This window comes from Pseudomonas sp. AK106, assembly GCF_053903055.1.
The window spans coordinates 5,260,137-5,276,162 of the sequence record NZ_CP096426.1 but is presented as its reverse complement, the minus strand read 5'-3'; the positions used below and the strand labels follow the sequence as shown (position 1 = coordinate 5,276,162).

The following is a 16,026-nucleotide window of genomic DNA, read 5'->3' as shown; positions in this document are numbered from 1 at the left end:
TTGAGTCTTCCAGGCATTTGGCGATGCCTGAATTCAACATGCGACACCCTGACGCCAGCGCTTCAAAGAACGCCTGACCGCCATGACGGCGACCAGGAATTAAAACCCTGAGGTATTTATGAGTACCAACCTCGACCAGCTCACCGATTGGTTGAAAGAACACAGGATTACCGAAGTCGAGTGCATGATCGCCGACCTCACCGGTATCACACGGGGCAAGATTTCACCGACCAACAAGTTCATTGCCGAGAAGGGCATGCGCTTGCCGGAAAGTGTATTGCTCCAGACCGTGACGGGCGATTACGTCGAAGACGACATCTACTACGAATTGCTGGACCCCGCAGACATCGACATGTTTTGCCGTCCTGACCAGAGCGCGGTGTTTCTGGTGCCCTGGGCCATCGAGCCGACTGCGCAGGTGATTCACGACACCTACGACAAGCAAGGCAACCCCATCGAGCTGTCCCCGCGCAACGTCCTCAAGAAAGTGCTCAAACTCTATGCCGACCAAGGCTGGCAGCCGATCGTGGCGCCGGAGATGGAGTTCTATCTGACCAAGCGCAGCGACGACCCCGACTACCCGCTGCAGCCACCGGTGGGTCGCTCGGGTCGTCCGGAAACCGGTCGTCAGTCTTTCTCGATCGAGGCCGCCAACGAATTCGACCCCCTGTTCGAAGACGTCTACGACTGGTGTGAACTGCAGAACCTCGACCTGGACACGCTGATCCACGAAGACGGCACGGCGCAGATGGAGATCAACTTCCGTCACGGCGACGCGCTGTCTCTGGCGGACCAGATTCTGGTGTTCAAACGCACCATGCGCGAAGCCGCCCTCAAGCACGATGTGGCCGCGACCTTCATGGCCAAGCCCATGACCGGCGAGCCCGGCAGCGCCATGCACTTGCACCAGAGCATCATCGACATCGAGACCGGCAAAAACATCTTCTCCAATGAAGACGGCACGATGAGTCAGCTGTTCCTGCAGCACATCGGTGGCCTGCAGAAGTTGATCCCCGAGCTGTTGCCGCTGTTCGCGCCCAATGTGAACTCGTTCCGCCGCTTCCTGCCGGACACCTCTGCGCCGGTAAACGTGGAGTGGGGCGAAGAAAACCGCACCGTTGGCCTGCGTGTGCCCGATGCCGGCCCGCAGAACCGTCGCGTGGAAAACCGTCTGCCCGGCGCCGATGCCAATCCGTATCTGGCCATCGCCGCCAGCCTGTTGTGCGGTTTCATCGGCATGGTCGAGGGCCTCAACCCCAGTGCTCCCGTGGTCGGTCGTGGTTACGAACGCCGCAACCTGCGCTTGCCGTTGACCATCGAAGACGCGCTGGAGCGCATGGAAAACAGCAAGACGGTCGAGAAGTACCTCGGCAAGAAATTCATCACCGGCTATGTCGCGGTCAAGCGCGCCGAGCACGAGAACTTCAAGCGTGTGATCAGTTCGTGGGAGCGGGAATTCCTGCTCTTTGCCGTCTGACGTCCCGGGGCGTCGCCGGACTCCCAGTGAGTCGACGGCGCTCCACACGCGATACCACAATGGAGTGATTCATGAGTTCCAACAACCCGCAAACCCGCGAATGGCAAGCCCTCAGCAGTGATCATCACCTGGCGCCGTTCAGCGATTTCAAGCAGTTGAAAGAGAAAGGCCCGCGCATCATCACCAACGCCAAGGGCGTTTACCTCTGGGACAGCGAAGGCAACAAGATCCTCGACGGCATGGCCGGGCTCTGGTGTGTTGCTATCGGGTACGGTCGCGAAGAACTGGCGGATGCTGCCAGCAAGCAGATGCGCGAACTGCCCTATTACAACCTGTTCTTCCAGACCGCTCACCCGCCGGCACTGCAACTGGCCAAGGCCATTTCCGACATTGCCCCCGAGGGCATGAACCACGTGTTCTTCACCGGTTCAGGCTCCGAAGGCAACGACACGGTGCTGCGTCTGGTGCGTCACTACTGGGCGATCAAGGGCCAGCCGAGCAAGAAGGTCATCATCAGCCGCGTCAACGGTTACCACGGCTCGACCGTCGCCGGCGCGAGCCTGGGCGGCATGACCTACATGCACGAGCAGGGCGATTTGCCGATTCCGGGCATCGTGCACATTCCGCAGCCTTACTGGTTCGGTGAAGGCGGCGACATGACCCCCGACGAGTTCGGCGTCTGGGCGGCCGAACAGCTGGAGAAGAAGATTCTCGAACTGGGCGTGGACAATGTCGGCGCATTTATCGCCGAGCCGATTCAGGGCGCCGGCGGAGTCATCGTTCCGCCCGACACCTACTGGCCGAAGATCAAAGAGATCCTGGCCAAATACGACATCCTCTTTGTGGCCGACGAAGTCATCTGTGGCTTTGGCCGCACCGGCGAATGGTTCGGCAGCGACTTCTACGACCTCAAGCCTGACCTCATGACCATTGCCAAGGGCCTGACCTCCGGCTACATCCCCATGGGTGGCGTCATCGTGCGCGACGAAGTGGTCAAGGTGCTGAACGAGGGCGGCGACTTCAACCACGGTTTCACCTACTCCGGTCACCCGGTGGCAGCAGCCGTGGGGCTGGAGAACATTCGCATTCTGAGTGAAGAAAAGATCGTCGAACGGGTGAAGTCTCAAACGGCACCCTATTTGCAAAAGCGTCTGCGCGAGCTGAGCGATCACCCGCTGGTGGGTGAGGTGCGGGGCGTCGGCATGCTGGGCGCTATCGAACTGGTGAAAGACAAGTCCACTCGGGAGCGTTATGTCGGCAAAGGCGCAGGCATGATTTGCCGCACTTTTTGCTTCAACAATGGCCTGATCATGCGGGCCGTGGGCGACACCATGATCATCTCGCCGCCGCTGGTGATTACCTCCGCCGAGATCGACGAGCTGATTGAAAAGGCGCGCAAGTGCCTGGACCTGACGCTTGAGTCATTGCAGGGCTGAATTTTTATCGGGAAATTGCCAGACTGTCCGCCGTCTAGACGCCGCTTACATAAAAAACACTGGAGCCGTACGAATGAAGAAATTTGGCAAAACCCTCCTGGCCTTGTCCCTCATGGGCGCAGTGGCCGCCGCTGCACACGCCGATGACAAAGTCCTGCACGTCTATAACTGGTCCGATTACATCGCACCCAACACCATCGCCGATTTCGAGAAAGAGTCGGGCATCAAAGTGGTGTACGACGTGTTCGACAGCAACGAGACCCTGGAAGCCAAGTTGCTGGCCGGTAAGTCGGGTTACGACATCGTCGTACCGTCGAACAACTTTCTGGCCAAGCAGATCAAGGCCGGCGTCTACCAGGAGCTGGACAAGTCCAAGCTGCCAAATTACAAAAACCTCGACCCTGCCTTGTTGAAAGCTGTGTCGATCAGCGACCCGGACAACAAGCACGCATTCCCGTACATGTGGGGCTCGATCGGCATCGGCTACAACGCTGAAAAGGTCAAAGCCGCCCTGGGCGCTGATGCACCGGTCAACTCGTGGGACCTGCTGTTCAAGCCGGAAAACGCAGCCAAGCTGAAAGGCTGCGGAATCAGCTTCCTCGACTCGCCAACCGAAATGCTGCCAGTGGCGCTGCATTACCTGGGCCTGCCGACCGACAGTCAGAAGAAGGAAGACCTGCAGAAGGCCGAGGATCTGTTCAAGAAGATTCGTCCTTCGATCACCTACTTCCACTCGTCCAAGTACATCTCGGACCTGGCCAACGGCAACATCTGCGTCGCCGTGGGTTACTCGGGTGACATCTACCAGGCCAAGGCGCGCGCTGAAGAAGCGGGTGGCAAGGTCAAAGTCAGCTACAACATTCCGAAAGAAGGTGCAGGCAGCTTCTACGACATGGTCGCCATTCCGAAAGATGCCGAAAACGTCGAAGGCGCCTACAAGTTCATGAACTTCATCCTGCAACCGAAGGTAATGGCTGAAATCACCAACTCCGTTCACTTCCCGAACGGCAACAAGGCGGCCACCGAGTTCGTCGACAAGGACATCACGTCTGACCCGGGCGTATACCCGCCAGCGGACGTTCTGGCCAAGTTGTACGCGATCGCCGACTTGCCGGCGGCGACTCAACGCCTGATGACCCGCAGCTGGACCAACATCAAATCGGGTAAATAAGCCTGACCGGGTGCGCCGTCCTGTACGGCGCACCCGTGGGAGCGAGCTTGCTCGCAAATGCTGACTGCTTCAAATGAATGCAGGGCTGACACACCGCAATCGCGAGCAAGCTCACGCCTACAGGTTTTGCGTCAGCCGTCATGACACCCGCGTCACAAAAAGTTTTTTTGCGAGAAGGGTTTATCGAAGGTAAGTTGCGCGCCGGATGTGTCACAGGCAGTCGTCACTGTCATCGGTACGGGCAACAGGCCCACCTACTAAAAAAGGACTGCACACGTGTCTATTTCTTTATTTTCAAAAGGCTTGCTACTCGGGGCCGGGCTTACGCTCGCTGCCGGTGCCTACGCGGATTCCACCGTTCGCATTTATAACTGGTCCGATTACATCGGCACCACAACGCTGGAGGACTTCACGTCCAGCACCGGGATCAAGACCAAGTACGACGTCTTCGACTCCAACGAAACCCTGGAAGGCAAGCTGCTGGCGGGCCACACCGGGTATGACGTGGTTGTGCCGTCCAATCACTTCCTCGGCAAACAGATCAAGGCCGGGGCGTTTCAGAAGCTCGACAAATCGCAGCTGCCCAACTACGCCAACCTCGACCCGGAACTGCTCAAGCGTCTGGAGAAGAACGACCCGGGCAACCAGTACGCCGTGCCGTACCTGTGGGGCACCAACGGCATCGGCTACAACGTCGACAAGATCAAGGAAGTGCTGGGCGTCGACACCATCGATTCCTGGGCCACGCTGTTCGAGCCCGAGAACATCAAGAAGCTGCAGAAATGTGGCGTCGCGTTCCTCGACTCGGCTGACGAGATGCTGCCCGCAGTCCTCAACTACATGGGGATGAATCCGAACAGCACCGACGAGAAAGACTACAAGGCGGCCGAAGCCAAGCTGCTCAAGGTCCGCCCGTACGTGACCTATTTCAACTCGTCCAAGTACATCACTGACCTGGCCAACGGCGACATCTGCATCGCGGCCGGTTTCTCCGGTGACGTCTTCCAGGCCAAGGCCCGTGCCGCAGAAGCCGGCAAGGGCGTCAAGATTGCCTACTCGATCCCGAAAGAGGGCGGCAACCTGTGGTTCGACATGCTCGCCATTCCTTCGGATGCGCCGGACGTGAAGGCCGCTCACGCGTTTATCAACTACATCCTCAAACCCGACGTGATCGCCAAGGTCAGTGACCAGGTGGGTTACGCCAACCCGAACCCGGCTTCGGGCGCTTTGATGGATCAGGACATTCGCAACGACGAGGCGGTTTATCCTTCGAAGGACATACAGGCGCGCCTGTACGTCAACTCCGAGCTGCCGCCCAAGATCCAGCGCATCATGACGCGCAGCTGGACGAAGATCAAAACCGGTAAATAAAGACCTTGGCGCCCGACCCCATTGGCCGGGCGCAAAAACAGTTGGGAGTTTCACCCATGGCAGTTGCCTCCGGCGCCTACAAGAAATCCCTTGAGGGTGGTCAGCAACCGAAACAGGTGCTGGTCAAAATCGATCGGGTCACGAAGAAGTTCGATGAGACGATTGCTGTGGACGACGTGTCTCTGCAGATCAACAAGGGTGAAATTTTTGCCCTGCTCGGCGGCTCCGGCTCGGGGAAATCGACCCTGCTGCGCATGCTTGCCGGCTTCGAACGCCCGACCGAAGGGCGCATTTACCTCGACGGCGTCGACATCACCGACATGCCGCCGTACGAACGTCCGATCAACATGATGTTCCAGTCCTACGCGTTGTTTCCGCACATGACTGTGGCACAGAACATCGCTTTCGGTCTGCAGCAGGACAAACTGCCCAAGGCCGAGATCGAAGCGCGGGTCGCCGAGATGCTCAAACTGGTGCAGATGACCCAGTACGCCAAGCGCAAGCCGCATCAGTTGTCCGGCGGTCAGCGTCAGCGTGTGGCACTGGCGCGTTCGCTGGCGAAGAAGCCGAAACTGCTGCTACTCGACGAGCCCATGGGCGCGCTGGACAAAAAACTGCGTTCGCAGATGCAGCTGGAATTGGTGGAAATCATCGAGCGCGTCGGCGTGACCTGCGTGATGGTGACCCACGACCAGGAAGAGGCCATGACCATGGCCGAGCGCATCGCGATCATGCACTTGGGCTGGATCGCGCAGATCGGCAGCCCAATTGATATCTACGAAACGCCGACCAGCCGCCTGGTGTGCGAGTTCATCGGTAACGTCAACCTGTTCGACGGTGAAGTCATCGAAGACATGGAAGGCCACGCCCTGATCAGCAGCCCTGAGCTGGAGCGCAAGATCTATGTCGGCCACGGCGTCACCACGTCGGTGGAAGACAAGCGCATTACCTACGCGCTGCGCCCTGAAAAGCTGCTGGTGACCACCGAACAGCCGTCGTTCGAGCACAACTGGTCCCGGGGCAAGGTGCACGACATCGCCTATCTGGGCGGTCACTCGGTGTTCTATGTGAAGCTGCCGTCGGGCAAGCTGGTGCAGTCGTTTGTCGCCAACGCCGAGCGCCAAGGCACACGGCCGACCTGGGACGACGAAGTCTTCGTCTGGTGGGAAGACGACAGCGGCGTGGTGTTGCGCTCATGAAAATCCGAAAGATAAAACGGGCTTTCAATCGAATAAAACCCACCGGGCGCCAGGCCGTTATCGGCGTGCCGTTCCTTTGGCTGTTTCTGTTTTTCGCGCTGCCGTTTCTGATCGTTATCAAGATCAGCTTCGCTGAAGCCGATGTAGCGATTCCGCCGTACACCGAGATCTTCACCTTCGTCGAGCAGAAGCTCGACATCGTGCTCAACTTCGCCAACTACGCACTGCTGACCAGTGACGACCTGTACATCTCGGCGTATCTCGGCTCGTTGAAGATGGCGTTCATCAGCACGGTGTTGTGCCTGTTGATCGGCTATCCGATGGCGTACGGCATCTCCATCGCCCGCAAAGAAATACAGACGGTGTTGCTGCTGTTGATCATGATGCCGACCTGGACCGCGATCCTGATCCGCGTCTACGCATGGATGGGCATCCTCAGCAACAACGGCCTGCTCAACGCTTTCCTGATGTGGCTGGGCGTGATCAGCGAGCCGTTGCAGATACTCAACACCAATCTCGCGGTGTACATCGGCGTGGTGTATTCGTATCTGCCGTTCATGATCCTGCCGCTGTACGCGAATCTGGTGAAGCACGATCAAAGTCTGCTGGAAGCCGCATCGGACCTGGGTTCAAGCACCTTCAACAGCTTCTGGAAGATCACCGTACCCCTGTCCAAGAACGGCATCATCGCCGGCTGCATGCTGGTGTTCATTCCGGTGGTGGGCGAGTTCGTCATCCCCGAACTGCTGGGCGGCCCCGAGACGCTGATGATCGGTAAAGTGCTGTGGCAGGAATTCTTCAACAACCGTGACTGGCCGGTAGCGTCGTCGCTGGCGGTGGTGATGCTGTTGATCCTCATCGTCCCGATCATTCTGTTCAACCGCAGTCAGGCCAAAGAGCTGGAGGGCAAGGCATGAGAGGCTTCCGATTCTCGAACCTGATGTTGGTGCTGGGCCTGATCTTCATCTACGCGCCCATGGTCATTCTGGTGATCTACTCGTTCAACGCCTCCAAGCTGGTAACGGTCTGGGGTGGCTGGTCGGTGAAGTGGTATGTCGGGCTGCTCGACAACACGCAATTGATGAGCGCGGTCATGCGCTCGCTGGAAATCGCCCTCTACACGTCAATCGCTGCCGTGGCGCTGGGCACCATGGCGGCGTTCGTGCTGACGCGCATCACCCGCTTCAAGGGCAAGACGTTCTTTGGCGGCTTGGTCACCGCGCCACTGGTGATGCCGGAAGTGATTACCGGTCTGTCGCTGTTGCTGCTATTCGTGGCGATGGCGCAGTTGCTCGGCTGGCCCGAGGAGCGTGGCATCGTCACCATCTGGATCGCTCACACGACGTTCTGTGCGGCGTATGTGGCGGTGGTGGTGTCGGCGCGTCTGCGTGAGCTGGACATGTCCATCGAAGAAGCGGCAATGGACCTGGGTGCACGGCCATGGAAGGTGTTCTTTTTGATCACCATTCCGATGATCGCGCCATCGCTGGCAGCCGGGGCGATGATGTCCTTCGCGCTGTCGCTGGACGACCTGGTGCTGGCGAGCTTCGTCTCCGGCCCGGGCTCGACGACCCTGCCGATGGAAGTGTTCTCGGCAGTGCGCCTGGGCGTGAAGCCTGAGATCAACGCGATCGCTAGCTTGATTCTGCTGGCGGTGTCGATTGCGACCTTCCTGGTCTGGTTCTTCAGCCGCCGCGCGGAAAACAACCGCAAACGCGCGATCCAGCAAGCCATCGAAGAAGCCGCAGCAGACGGCTGGAAACAGCCGGACATACGCCGTGCGAAGGTGGTCGAGTCGGTTTGATAGTAGGACCGGCTTCAGCCGGGAAGAGGCCGGTGTGTTCGCTATAGATTTGCAGCGTAACGCCCAATGCCTTCCCGGCTAAAGCCGGTCCTACAGTCGGTGTGCCAGGCAGTCAATGATCGTTCCCACGCTCTGCGTGGGAATGCATCTCCTGACGCTCCGCGTCACAGCGATGGACGCGGAGCGTCCCGGGCGGCATCCCCACGCGGAGCGTGGGGACGATCATCACTCACACGGGGTTAACGCCCCGGCACTAACCTCAATACCTCTTTGCTGTTGCCCGCCACATCCCCTTCACTGAACCGCTCCGGCACGTACTCGCCGTTGACGTAGCGTTGCGCCTGATCGGCGTAGTGCTGGTCGAACAGCACGCCGCTCTGGCCCACCGGGTTAATGCCCAGAGCATGCGCCGGGTCGGCGAAGTCGATGAGGCGGCGCGTCGATGGCCCGTACGTCACCGGCCACGGCGCGGGGCCCAGGCTCGCTGACAGGTTGTTCGGCACCTCATGGGTACCGGGCGCCGCGAACGGCCCGACATTGAACAGCATGTCCAGCGGCGGCTGTTTGCCCAGCGGATGTTCGTGGGTCAGCGTGTGCGCCTTGCCCCACGTCCATTCATCCGGGTTCTGCCCGTACAGCGATTTCAAATGCGAGACCGCGGCATGCCAGGCGACCTTCACCGTGTTGTCGCGGCTCTCGGGCTCTCGAGAGTGGCGATTGTTCCACCACGGCGAATTCGCGTCGGCCGCCAGTCGCGGCAGCGCCAGGTCAATGAGGCGGGTCGACAGCAGCGTGGTGAACAGCCCGTCGCTCAGCTCGTCATGGAAAGCCTCATCGGTCAGGTTGAACAGGAACTGATTGAACAGCGTCGCCCCCACCGAATCCACTGAGTAGTCACCGTTCCACGCCGCCATGCGCTCCAGCAAGTCGTGCTCCTCCGGCTCGCTCACCACCCGGCGCAGCACCGGAATCAACGGCGTGAGCATCTGTGCGGCGTAATCCGTCCGGGTGCCGAGCTGCAGCGCTTTGCTGTTCTCCAGATTCCATTTCACCTTGTCGTTGCTCAGTTGGTTATTCAGCTGACGACCGCGTTCGGGGAGATTGTAATAGCCCGGAATCTCCATCCCCGTAGGCGACACCGGCTGGAAGTTCGCCGAGACGATATAACCCCGTGTCGGGTTCTCTTCCTGCGGGTTTGCGCTGAAAGGGTAGAAGCCATTCTTGTCAGCCTGCTCGGAGGCGCCGTCGAGAATGAACGTCGGATTGACCCCCGCAGGCCGCCTGGGCAACTGTGCCGCAGCCCACCAGCCGATATCACCCCTGGCGTTGGCGTAAACGACGTTCAGGCCCGGCGACTGGATCTTCTCGGCGGCGCTGCGCATCTTGTCCAGCGTGTCGGCGCGGTTGGCTTCATAGAAGCCCTGGAGGATCGGGTTGTCCGACTCGAGAAACGACCACCACATCGCAATCGGCGTATCGCTCGGCTGTCGCGCCCCATTGCCACCCATCGCGTCATTGACGATTGGGCCGTGGGGTGACTGCCGCAGGGTCAGGATGACGGGAGATTCGCCCTTGACCTCGATCTGTTCGGTGCGGGAGGTCATGTCCACCCAGGCGCCGTGATACCAGACTTGATCGGGATTGTCGGGGTTGGTTTTCTCGGCGATCAGGTCCAGATCATCGTTCTGGAACATGGTCAGGCTCCAGCCGAAGTCCAGGTTGTGGCCGAGCAGGGCGAAGGGGTTGAGCGCCTGAAAATGCCCGTATAGCTCAAAGCCCGGCGCCGTAAGCTGCGCTTCGTACCAGACTGCCGGTACCGAGAAACGAATGTGCGGATCACCCGCCAGCAGCGGTTTGCCACTCTGGGTGCGGCTGCCGGAGACCGCCCAGGCATTGCTGCCCTCGAACTGCGGCAGGCCGGCTTTCTCCAGTGCCTGCTGGCTGAGCAGCGCCAAGTCATTTAGGCCGTTCCAGTCGTTGCCGGTCAGCGCAGGCGTTTGATTGCCCCTGGAGGACTGCCCAAGCGCGCCTTTGGGCTGCCAGTCCAGATCAAAGATTTTCAAGTATTCCGGGCCCAGTTGATCCCGCACATAGGTCATCAACGTCTCGGTGCGAAAAGCGGCCGCGAAGCTGTACGCCAGATACCCGCCGACGCTTAGGGTGTCTTGCGCCGTGAACGGCCGCTCGCGAATGCCCAGCACGTCGAACTCGATCGGTTTGGGATGCGTCGCCTGGTATTGATTGATGCCGTCCAGATACGCCTGCAGCGCCTTCCACGCCGGCGTGTTTTTATCCTGGCGCGCGACGTAGGCATCGGCGTGTTCGCGGATACGCAGGCTGCGGAACAGCTTGTCGGTGTTGACCAGCTTGGGGCCAAGGACTTCAGCGAGCTCCCCGCGCGACAGCCTGCGCAGGATTTCCATCTGGAACAGGCGGTCCTGAGCGTGGACGTAGCCCAGCGCGCGGTACAGATCGTCCTGATTGTCGGCGCGAATATGCGGCACGCCCCGCTCGTCGTAACGCACGGTGACCGGGGCCTGCAGCCCGGTGAGGCTCATCTCGCCATCGCGGACCGGCTGCTTGCCGTGGATGTACCACGCGCCTGCGCCCCCGATGAGCACCAACAATGCGACGACGACGTAAAGGCTGCGTTTCATCCGGGGGCTCAAATGAGAATCGGGAAGGTTTTGCAGGCTACAGATTTGTCTCGCGACTGGGTAGACGGAGCGCCCATGGATTTAAGTGGCGCAACTTGCCACGCCGCTGCGGACAGATGACACTTCCGTGCGGCCGCTTCCTACACTCCCTCATCTGGAATTCCGATGTCCGACACGTTCGACCCCGACCATTTGCGTGCTGAGCTGTTGCCGCTGAGCACGTTGCAGGCGCCATCTGAAGAGGCCCAGGCTTATCAGCGTTTCTACGGTTTGAATGCGCTCGGGCCCAATGGCGCGACCAGCAGCCGGATCGGGCGCGTTGAAGTGGGCGGTTACGACATCGTCGCGCAGATGTGGATGCCCGAACAGCCGGTCGGCACGTTGGTGCTGATGCACGGCTTTTACGATCACGTCGGGCTGTACCGTCACGTCATCGACTGGGCACTGGGGCTTGGGCTGGCGGTGATTGCCTGCGACTTGCCGGGCCATGGACTGTCCAGTGGGGCGCGGGCGAGCATTACCGACTTCGCGGAGTATCAGGCGGTGCTGGATCGGCTGTTTGTCGAAGCCGAGCGCCTCACGCTGCCCAAGCCGTGGCACTTGTGCGGGCAAAGCACTGGCGGCGCGATTGTCATCGACCACTTGCTTCATCATGGCGACGCCAGCCCGGCGCAGGGTCAGATCATCCTGCTGGCGCCGCTGGTGAGACCGCGTGGCTGGGCCTTGTCGAAACTCAGCTATCACCTGCTGCGCGGCTTCGTCAAAGCCATCGACCGGCGCTTCAGCGAAAACTCAAACGCCCCGACCTTTCTGCCTTTTCTGCTGGCGGACCCGTTGCAGCCGCGACGCTTGCCAACGGTGTGGGTGGGCGCGCTGGCGAAATGGATCGAGCGCATCGAGCGCGCGCCGCGCAGCCTTCGCAGCCCGTTGATCGTGCAGGGCGAGTCAGACATGACCGTGGACTGGAAACACAATCTGCCGGTGCTCAAGGACAAGTTCGCCGAGCCGCAGATCTTCATGCTGCACGACGCGCGTCACCATCTGGTCAACGAGTCACCTGAGTTGCGCGCGCGGTTTTTTGAGTTTCTGACCCAGCGGATGGGGTAGGGCTCCAAGGCCGGCTTGCCGGCTGACATGACGAATGCAGGACCGGCTTTAGCCGGCAAGGCTTGAGTCTTCACACCGAAAGATGGAGGGTGGTCAAACAGTCCCCTTCCCGGCTTAAGCCGGTCCTACCGACGTCATTTGATCGTCTCCCCGACCGCCAATCCCGCGCGAACGGCTGCCAGCGCCGCCTTGTAATAGGCCTTGCCTTCGTTGGACTCGGCGAAGGTGGCAAACTCGTCCAGCTCGCCGTCCGACAGGTCGCGGTACACATAAAGCAGTGTGTTGTTCACGTCCTTGCCGATCTGCCCCATGAGCCGCTGACGCTGACTGTCGAGCATCGCCTGGGTGGTTCCGCCGCCCATCAGGCCTGGAATCATCGAACTCAGGCTGTCGGCAGCGACGCCCGCAATCGCCATGCTGACCTCAGCGCCCGCTTCCTTGGCGGGAAGGGCGTTTGCCAGGTGGCCGATGATCAGCAGACGATTGTCGTCCGCCTGGATGTGCGGCAGGCCTTGGGCGTTTTTGGCCAGTTGGTCCGGGCGCGTGGCGGTGAGCTCGGCATTGACGATCTTGCGGCCAAGGGGCGACTGGAAAAACTGCAGCGCCGGGTTCGGGTCCTGCAGCGTCTGGCGCAGCATTTGCTCCCCGCGCTGGTCCATCGCCTGCGGCGCGAAACGCTGATTGCTGTTGCTCACCAGAGCGTCGAACACGGCCGGTGGAAGGCTGTTGCGGTAACGCTGCTGGGCGGCTTTGAGGGCATCGACAAAATGAGCGCGTTGTTCCGGCCAGCCGGCGAGCGTGTACAGCTGATCGTGGCCGTCTGCCCAAGCGGGCAAAGTGCAGAACATCAACAGCAGGAAAAACAGACGGCGCATTAGAGACTCCTGTCGGCAGGCCGCCATTCTCGGTGGGGCAGCGGGGATTTGTCGAGTTAACACTTGCCAGACCCCGCTAAAAACCTCGGGTTCGATCAGCGGTAGGGCAAAACCGCCGGGCGTATTCAAACCCGTAAAAATATTCCTCATTCGCCGGACTGCAGGCTCTGTCGGATTAATCGGCGTATGGATACTATGCGCGCCATGCGCATATCCCCTGATCACCCGCTGCTGTTGCGAATCGTCGACGACCTGGCCGAGCGTGGCTGGTCGCAGCAGAACATCTTCCTGCCCGACACCCTGACCCGCGAGCTGGCGCTTGAATGCCGCACGCGTGCCGTTCAGGGCGAGCTTGCGCCTGCCGCCGTGGGGCGCGGGCCGGCGCAGGAGGTTCGCGAGGGGATTCGTGGCGATCACATTCAGTGGCTGGAAGCGGGGCAGGCCGAGCCGTGCGATCGCTATCTGGATTTGATGGAGAGCTTGCGTCAGGCGCTGAACCGAGGCCTGTTTCTCTGCCTTGAGGATTACGAGAGCCACTTTGCGCTCTATCCGCCGGGGGCCTTCTACCTCAGGCATGTGGACCGCTTTCGCGATGACGACAAACGCATGGTCTCGGCGGTTGTTTATCTAAACGACGGCTGGTTGCCGGAGCACGGCGGCCAGTTGCGGATGTACCTCAAGGACGGCGTCGAGTATGACGTGCAGCCCACCGGCGGCTGTCTGGTGGTGTTCCTCTCGGGCGACATGCCCCACGAAGTCATGCCCTCGACCCGCGAGCGGCTGTCACTGACAGGCTGGTTCAGGCGGCGCGGGAACGAGCCGTTCGAGCTGTAACTGGCTTGCTGTCCGTCTGCATCCGCCCAACATGAAATCTTCTACATCCAGCCACTCAGCGAAATACTTCGCGTCCAACCGCAGCTAAGGTAAAGGTCGTTCCTGAGCGGTTGGCTGTCGGGATGAAGAGGCTTCAAGCCCCGAGCCCGCCAGCCGCACATCGATAAAACGGAGAAATCATGAAGACGTTATTCGCGAGAACTGCCCTGACCGGACTGCTGTTGGCGGCGAGCTTGCTGGCCCAGGCCGCCGACATGCCGCGCACTGCCTCCCCAGCGGGCGCAGAGGTTTATATCATCTCGCCGAAGGACGGCGCGACCGTCAACGGCGCATTCAAGGTGCAATTCGGTCTCAAGGGCATGGGCGTCGCCCCGGCCGGTGTGGACGTCCCGGACACCGGTCATCACCACCTGCTGATCGACGTCAAGGATCAGCCCGACATGACCGCGCCGCTGCCGACCACCGACAACATCCGCCACTTCGGCAAAGGCCAGACCGAAACCGAGCTGAACCTCACGCCGGGTCAGCACACCCTGCAACTGCTGGTCGGCGACAAGAACCACGTTCCGCTGAATCCACCGGTCGAGTCGCAGAAGATCACCATCACGGTGAAATGACACGTTGCAGAAGGGCGTCTTGCGCACAGCCGGCGTGTTGCCTGATTCGCGCACAAAAAAAGGAGACCCGAAGGTCTCCTTTTTATCACCCTGAAACCAACGTCCTAGAACAGAACGCGGCTACGGATGGTGCCGTTGATGTGCTGCAGTTTCTCTTGCGCCAGATCGGAGTACTCGGCGTCAACGTCGATGACCACGTAACCGACTTTCTCGTTGGTCTGCAGGAACTGACCGGAGATGTTGATACCGTTTTCAGCGAAGACCTTGTTGATCTCCATCAGTACGCCCGGGATGTTCTGGTGGATGTGCAGCAGGCGGTGCTTGCCCGGGTGAGCCGGCAGGGCCACTTCCGGGAAGTTGACGGAAGAAACCGACGTACCGTTGTCGCTGTACTTGACCAGTTTCTCTGCCACTTCCAGACCGATGTTGGCCTGGGCCTCAGCGGTCGAGCCGCCGATGTGCGGGGTCAGGATCACGTTGTCCAGGCCGCGCAGCGGGCTTTCGAACACGTCGTCGTTGGAGCGGGGCTCGACCGGGAACACGTCGATGGCCGCGCCGATCAGGTGCTGATCCTTGATCGCTTCAGCCAGGGCGTCTAGCTCGACCACCGTGCCGCGCGCTGCGTTGATCAGGATGGCGCCCTTCTTCATCGTGCGAATTTCTTTCTCGCCGATCATCCACTGGGTTTCGTTGGTTTCCGGAACGTGCAGGGTGACGATGTCGGACATGCCCAGCAGCTCGTTCAGGCTCGATACCTGAGTGGCGTTGCCCAGCGGCAGCTTGGTCAGGGTGTCGTAGAAGTACACCTGCATGCCCAGGCCTTCAGCCAGGACCGACAGCTGAGTACCGATCGAGCCATAGCCGATGATGCCGAGCTTCTTGCCACGAATTTCGAACGAGTTCGCTGCGCTCTTGATCCAGCCACCGCGATGGCAGGAAGCGTTCTTCTCCGGGATACCGCGCAGCAACAGGATAGCCTCGGCCAGCACCAGCTCCGCCACCGAACGGGTGTTGGAGTAGGGGGCGTTGAACACAGCGATGCCGCGTTCGCGGGCTGCGTTCAGATCAACCTGGTTGGTACCGATGCAGAAGCAGCCGACCGCGACCAGTTTCTTGGCGCTGTCGAACAGTTCTTCAGTCAGTTGGGTGCGGGAACGAATACCGATGAAATGAGCGTCGGCAATCTTTTCCTTCAGTTCGGCTTCCGGCAGAGACTTGGTGTGGTACTCAATGCTGGTGTAACCGGCGGCCTTGAGGACGTCGACCGCGGACTGGTGGACGCCTTCGAGAAGAAGGAACTTGATCTTGCTCTTGTCGAGGGAAGTCTTGCTCATCTGCGTAAACCTGTGTCCCGGAGAGAAATGGCAGTAAGTGAAGCGCGCGCCAATCGGCCGAAAGCTCGATTGGCGGGGGGCGTATGCTAGCATATGCACCCCGCGAAACACCCCATTCCTGGACGTGAGCCGTTCTCAGGATGA

General features: G+C 60.3%; 13 protein-coding genes. 10 read left to right on the top strand and 3 right to left on the bottom strand.

The genetic code is table 11. From position 1 onward, the window contains the following. Positions 1-118 precede the first annotated feature (118 nt). The 7 genes from M1E04_RS23065 to M1E04_RS23035 all read left to right on the top strand — a co-directional run bounded on the left by M1E04_RS23065 (position 119) and on the right by M1E04_RS23035 (position 8,458). A complete protein-coding gene (locus M1E04_RS23065; protein ID WP_037016227.1) occupies positions 119-1,477 on the top strand; it encodes a glutamine synthetase family protein in 1,359 nt (452 codons plus the stop codon). 71 nt (positions 1,478-1,548) lie between these two features. Next, positions 1,549-2,913 (top strand): aspartate aminotransferase family protein, encoded by a 1,365-nt coding sequence (locus tag M1E04_RS23060; protein ID WP_192130832.1) that lies wholly within the window; start codon positions 1,549-1,551, stop codon positions 2,911-2,913. Positions 2,914-2,986: 73 nt separating this feature from the next. Continuing rightward, positions 2,987-4,084, top strand: a complete 1,098-nt coding sequence (locus M1E04_RS23055; protein WP_065987360.1) for a polyamine ABC transporter substrate-binding protein — start codon at positions 2,987-2,989, stop codon at positions 4,082-4,084. Between the two features lie 276 nt (positions 4,085-4,360). Then, positions 4,361-5,455 (top strand): polyamine ABC transporter substrate-binding protein, encoded by a 1,095-nt coding sequence (locus tag M1E04_RS23050; protein ID WP_065987359.1) that lies wholly within the window; start codon positions 4,361-4,363, stop codon positions 5,453-5,455. 56 nt (positions 5,456-5,511) lie between these two features. Further along, a complete protein-coding gene (potA, locus tag M1E04_RS23045; protein ID WP_065987358.1) occupies positions 5,512-6,654 on the top strand; it encodes a polyamine ABC transporter ATP-binding protein in 1,143 nt (380 codons plus the stop codon). Beyond that, positions 6,651-7,571 carry an ABC transporter permease subunit gene (locus M1E04_RS23040; RefSeq protein ID WP_065987357.1) on the top strand — a complete coding sequence of 307 codons (921 nt, stop codon included), beginning with the start codon at positions 6,651-6,653 and terminating at the stop codon, positions 7,569-7,571. Before potA ends, M1E04_RS23040 begins: the two co-directional genes overlap by 4 nt. Further along, on the top strand, positions 7,568-8,458 hold the full coding sequence (locus M1E04_RS23035; RefSeq protein WP_065987356.1) for an ABC transporter permease subunit: 891 nt from the start codon (positions 7,568-7,570) through the stop codon (positions 8,456-8,458). Before M1E04_RS23040 ends, M1E04_RS23035 begins: the two co-directional genes overlap by 4 nt. A gap of 239 nt (positions 8,459-8,697) precedes the next feature. On the opposite strand, the gene M1E04_RS23030 is transcribed toward M1E04_RS23035, so the two are convergent. Then, on the bottom strand, positions 8,698-11,115 hold the full coding sequence (locus M1E04_RS23030) for a penicillin acylase family protein (protein ID WP_456292103.1): 2,418 nt from the start codon (positions 11,113-11,115) through the stop codon (positions 8,698-8,700). 165 nt (positions 11,116-11,280) lie between these two features. Between M1E04_RS23030 and M1E04_RS23025 the strand changes: the two genes are divergently transcribed. Further along, complete coding sequence (locus M1E04_RS23025) at positions 11,281-12,222, top strand: alpha/beta hydrolase (protein WP_456292102.1); 942 nt, start codon at positions 11,281-11,283, stop codon at positions 12,220-12,222. Positions 12,223-12,356: 134 nt separating this feature from the next. Here M1E04_RS23025 and M1E04_RS23020 read toward each other — a convergent pair whose 3' ends face one another. Further along, entirely contained in the window at positions 12,357-13,097 is a 741-nt protein-coding gene (locus M1E04_RS23020) for a DUF2059 domain-containing protein (protein WP_456292101.1), read from the bottom strand. Between the two features lie 195 nt (positions 13,098-13,292). On the opposite strand from M1E04_RS23020, the gene M1E04_RS23015 reads away from it, so the two are divergent. Together M1E04_RS23015 and M1E04_RS23010 are read left to right on the top strand one after the other, a co-directional pair. Beyond that, a complete protein-coding gene (locus tag M1E04_RS23015) occupies positions 13,293-13,931 on the top strand; it encodes a 2OG-Fe(II) oxygenase (protein ID WP_456293231.1) in 639 nt (212 codons plus the stop codon). A 179-nt stretch (positions 13,932-14,110) separates the two neighbouring features. Then, positions 14,111-14,548 (top strand): DUF4399 domain-containing protein, encoded by a 438-nt coding sequence (locus M1E04_RS23010; protein ID WP_192130840.1) that lies wholly within the window; start codon positions 14,111-14,113, stop codon positions 14,546-14,548. A gap of 104 nt (positions 14,549-14,652) precedes the next feature. On the opposite strand, the gene serA is transcribed toward M1E04_RS23010, so the two are convergent. Then, positions 14,653-15,882: a phosphoglycerate dehydrogenase gene (serA, locus tag M1E04_RS23005; RefSeq protein ID WP_065987350.1), complete on the bottom strand. Its 1,230-nt coding sequence runs from the start codon at positions 15,880-15,882 to the stop codon at positions 14,653-14,655. Between the last annotated feature and the right edge of the window lie 144 nt (positions 15,883-16,026).

Excerpts from the sequence above, each read along its gene's own strand:
- M1E04_RS23030 (WP_456292103.1), bottom strand. The coding sequence starts at position 11,115 with ATGAAACGCAGCCTTTACGTCGTCGTCGCATTGTTGGTGCTCATCGGG.
- M1E04_RS23060 (WP_192130832.1), top strand. The coding sequence starts at position 1,549 with ATGAGTTCCAACAACCCGCAAACCCGCGAATGGCAAGCCCTCAGCAGT.
- M1E04_RS23055 (WP_065987360.1), top strand. The coding sequence starts at position 2,987 with ATGAAGAAATTTGGCAAAACCCTCCTGGCCTTGTCCCTCATGGGCGCA.
- M1E04_RS23025 (WP_456292102.1), top strand. The coding sequence starts at position 11,281 with ATGTCCGACACGTTCGACCCCGACCATTTGCGTGCTGAGCTGTTGCCG.
- M1E04_RS23020 (WP_456292101.1), bottom strand. The coding sequence starts at position 13,097 with ATGCGCCGTCTGTTTTTCCTGCTGTTGATGTTCTGCACTTTGCCCGCT.
- M1E04_RS23015 (WP_456293231.1), top strand. The coding sequence starts at position 13,293 with ATGCGCGCCATGCGCATATCCCCTGATCACCCGCTGCTGTTGCGAATC.
- M1E04_RS23040 (WP_065987357.1), top strand. The coding sequence starts at position 6,651 with ATGAAAATCCGAAAGATAAAACGGGCTTTCAATCGAATAAAACCCACC.
- M1E04_RS23010 (WP_192130840.1), top strand. The coding sequence starts at position 14,111 with ATGAAGACGTTATTCGCGAGAACTGCCCTGACCGGACTGCTGTTGGCG.
- M1E04_RS23035 (WP_065987356.1), top strand. The coding sequence starts at position 7,568 with ATGAGAGGCTTCCGATTCTCGAACCTGATGTTGGTGCTGGGCCTGATC.
- serA (WP_065987350.1), bottom strand. The coding sequence starts at position 15,882 with ATGAGCAAGACTTCCCTCGACAAGAGCAAGATCAAGTTCCTTCTTCTC.
- M1E04_RS23065 (WP_037016227.1), top strand. The coding sequence starts at position 119 with ATGAGTACCAACCTCGACCAGCTCACCGATTGGTTGAAAGAACACAGG.
- potA (WP_065987358.1), top strand. The coding sequence starts at position 5,512 with ATGGCAGTTGCCTCCGGCGCCTACAAGAAATCCCTTGAGGGTGGTCAG.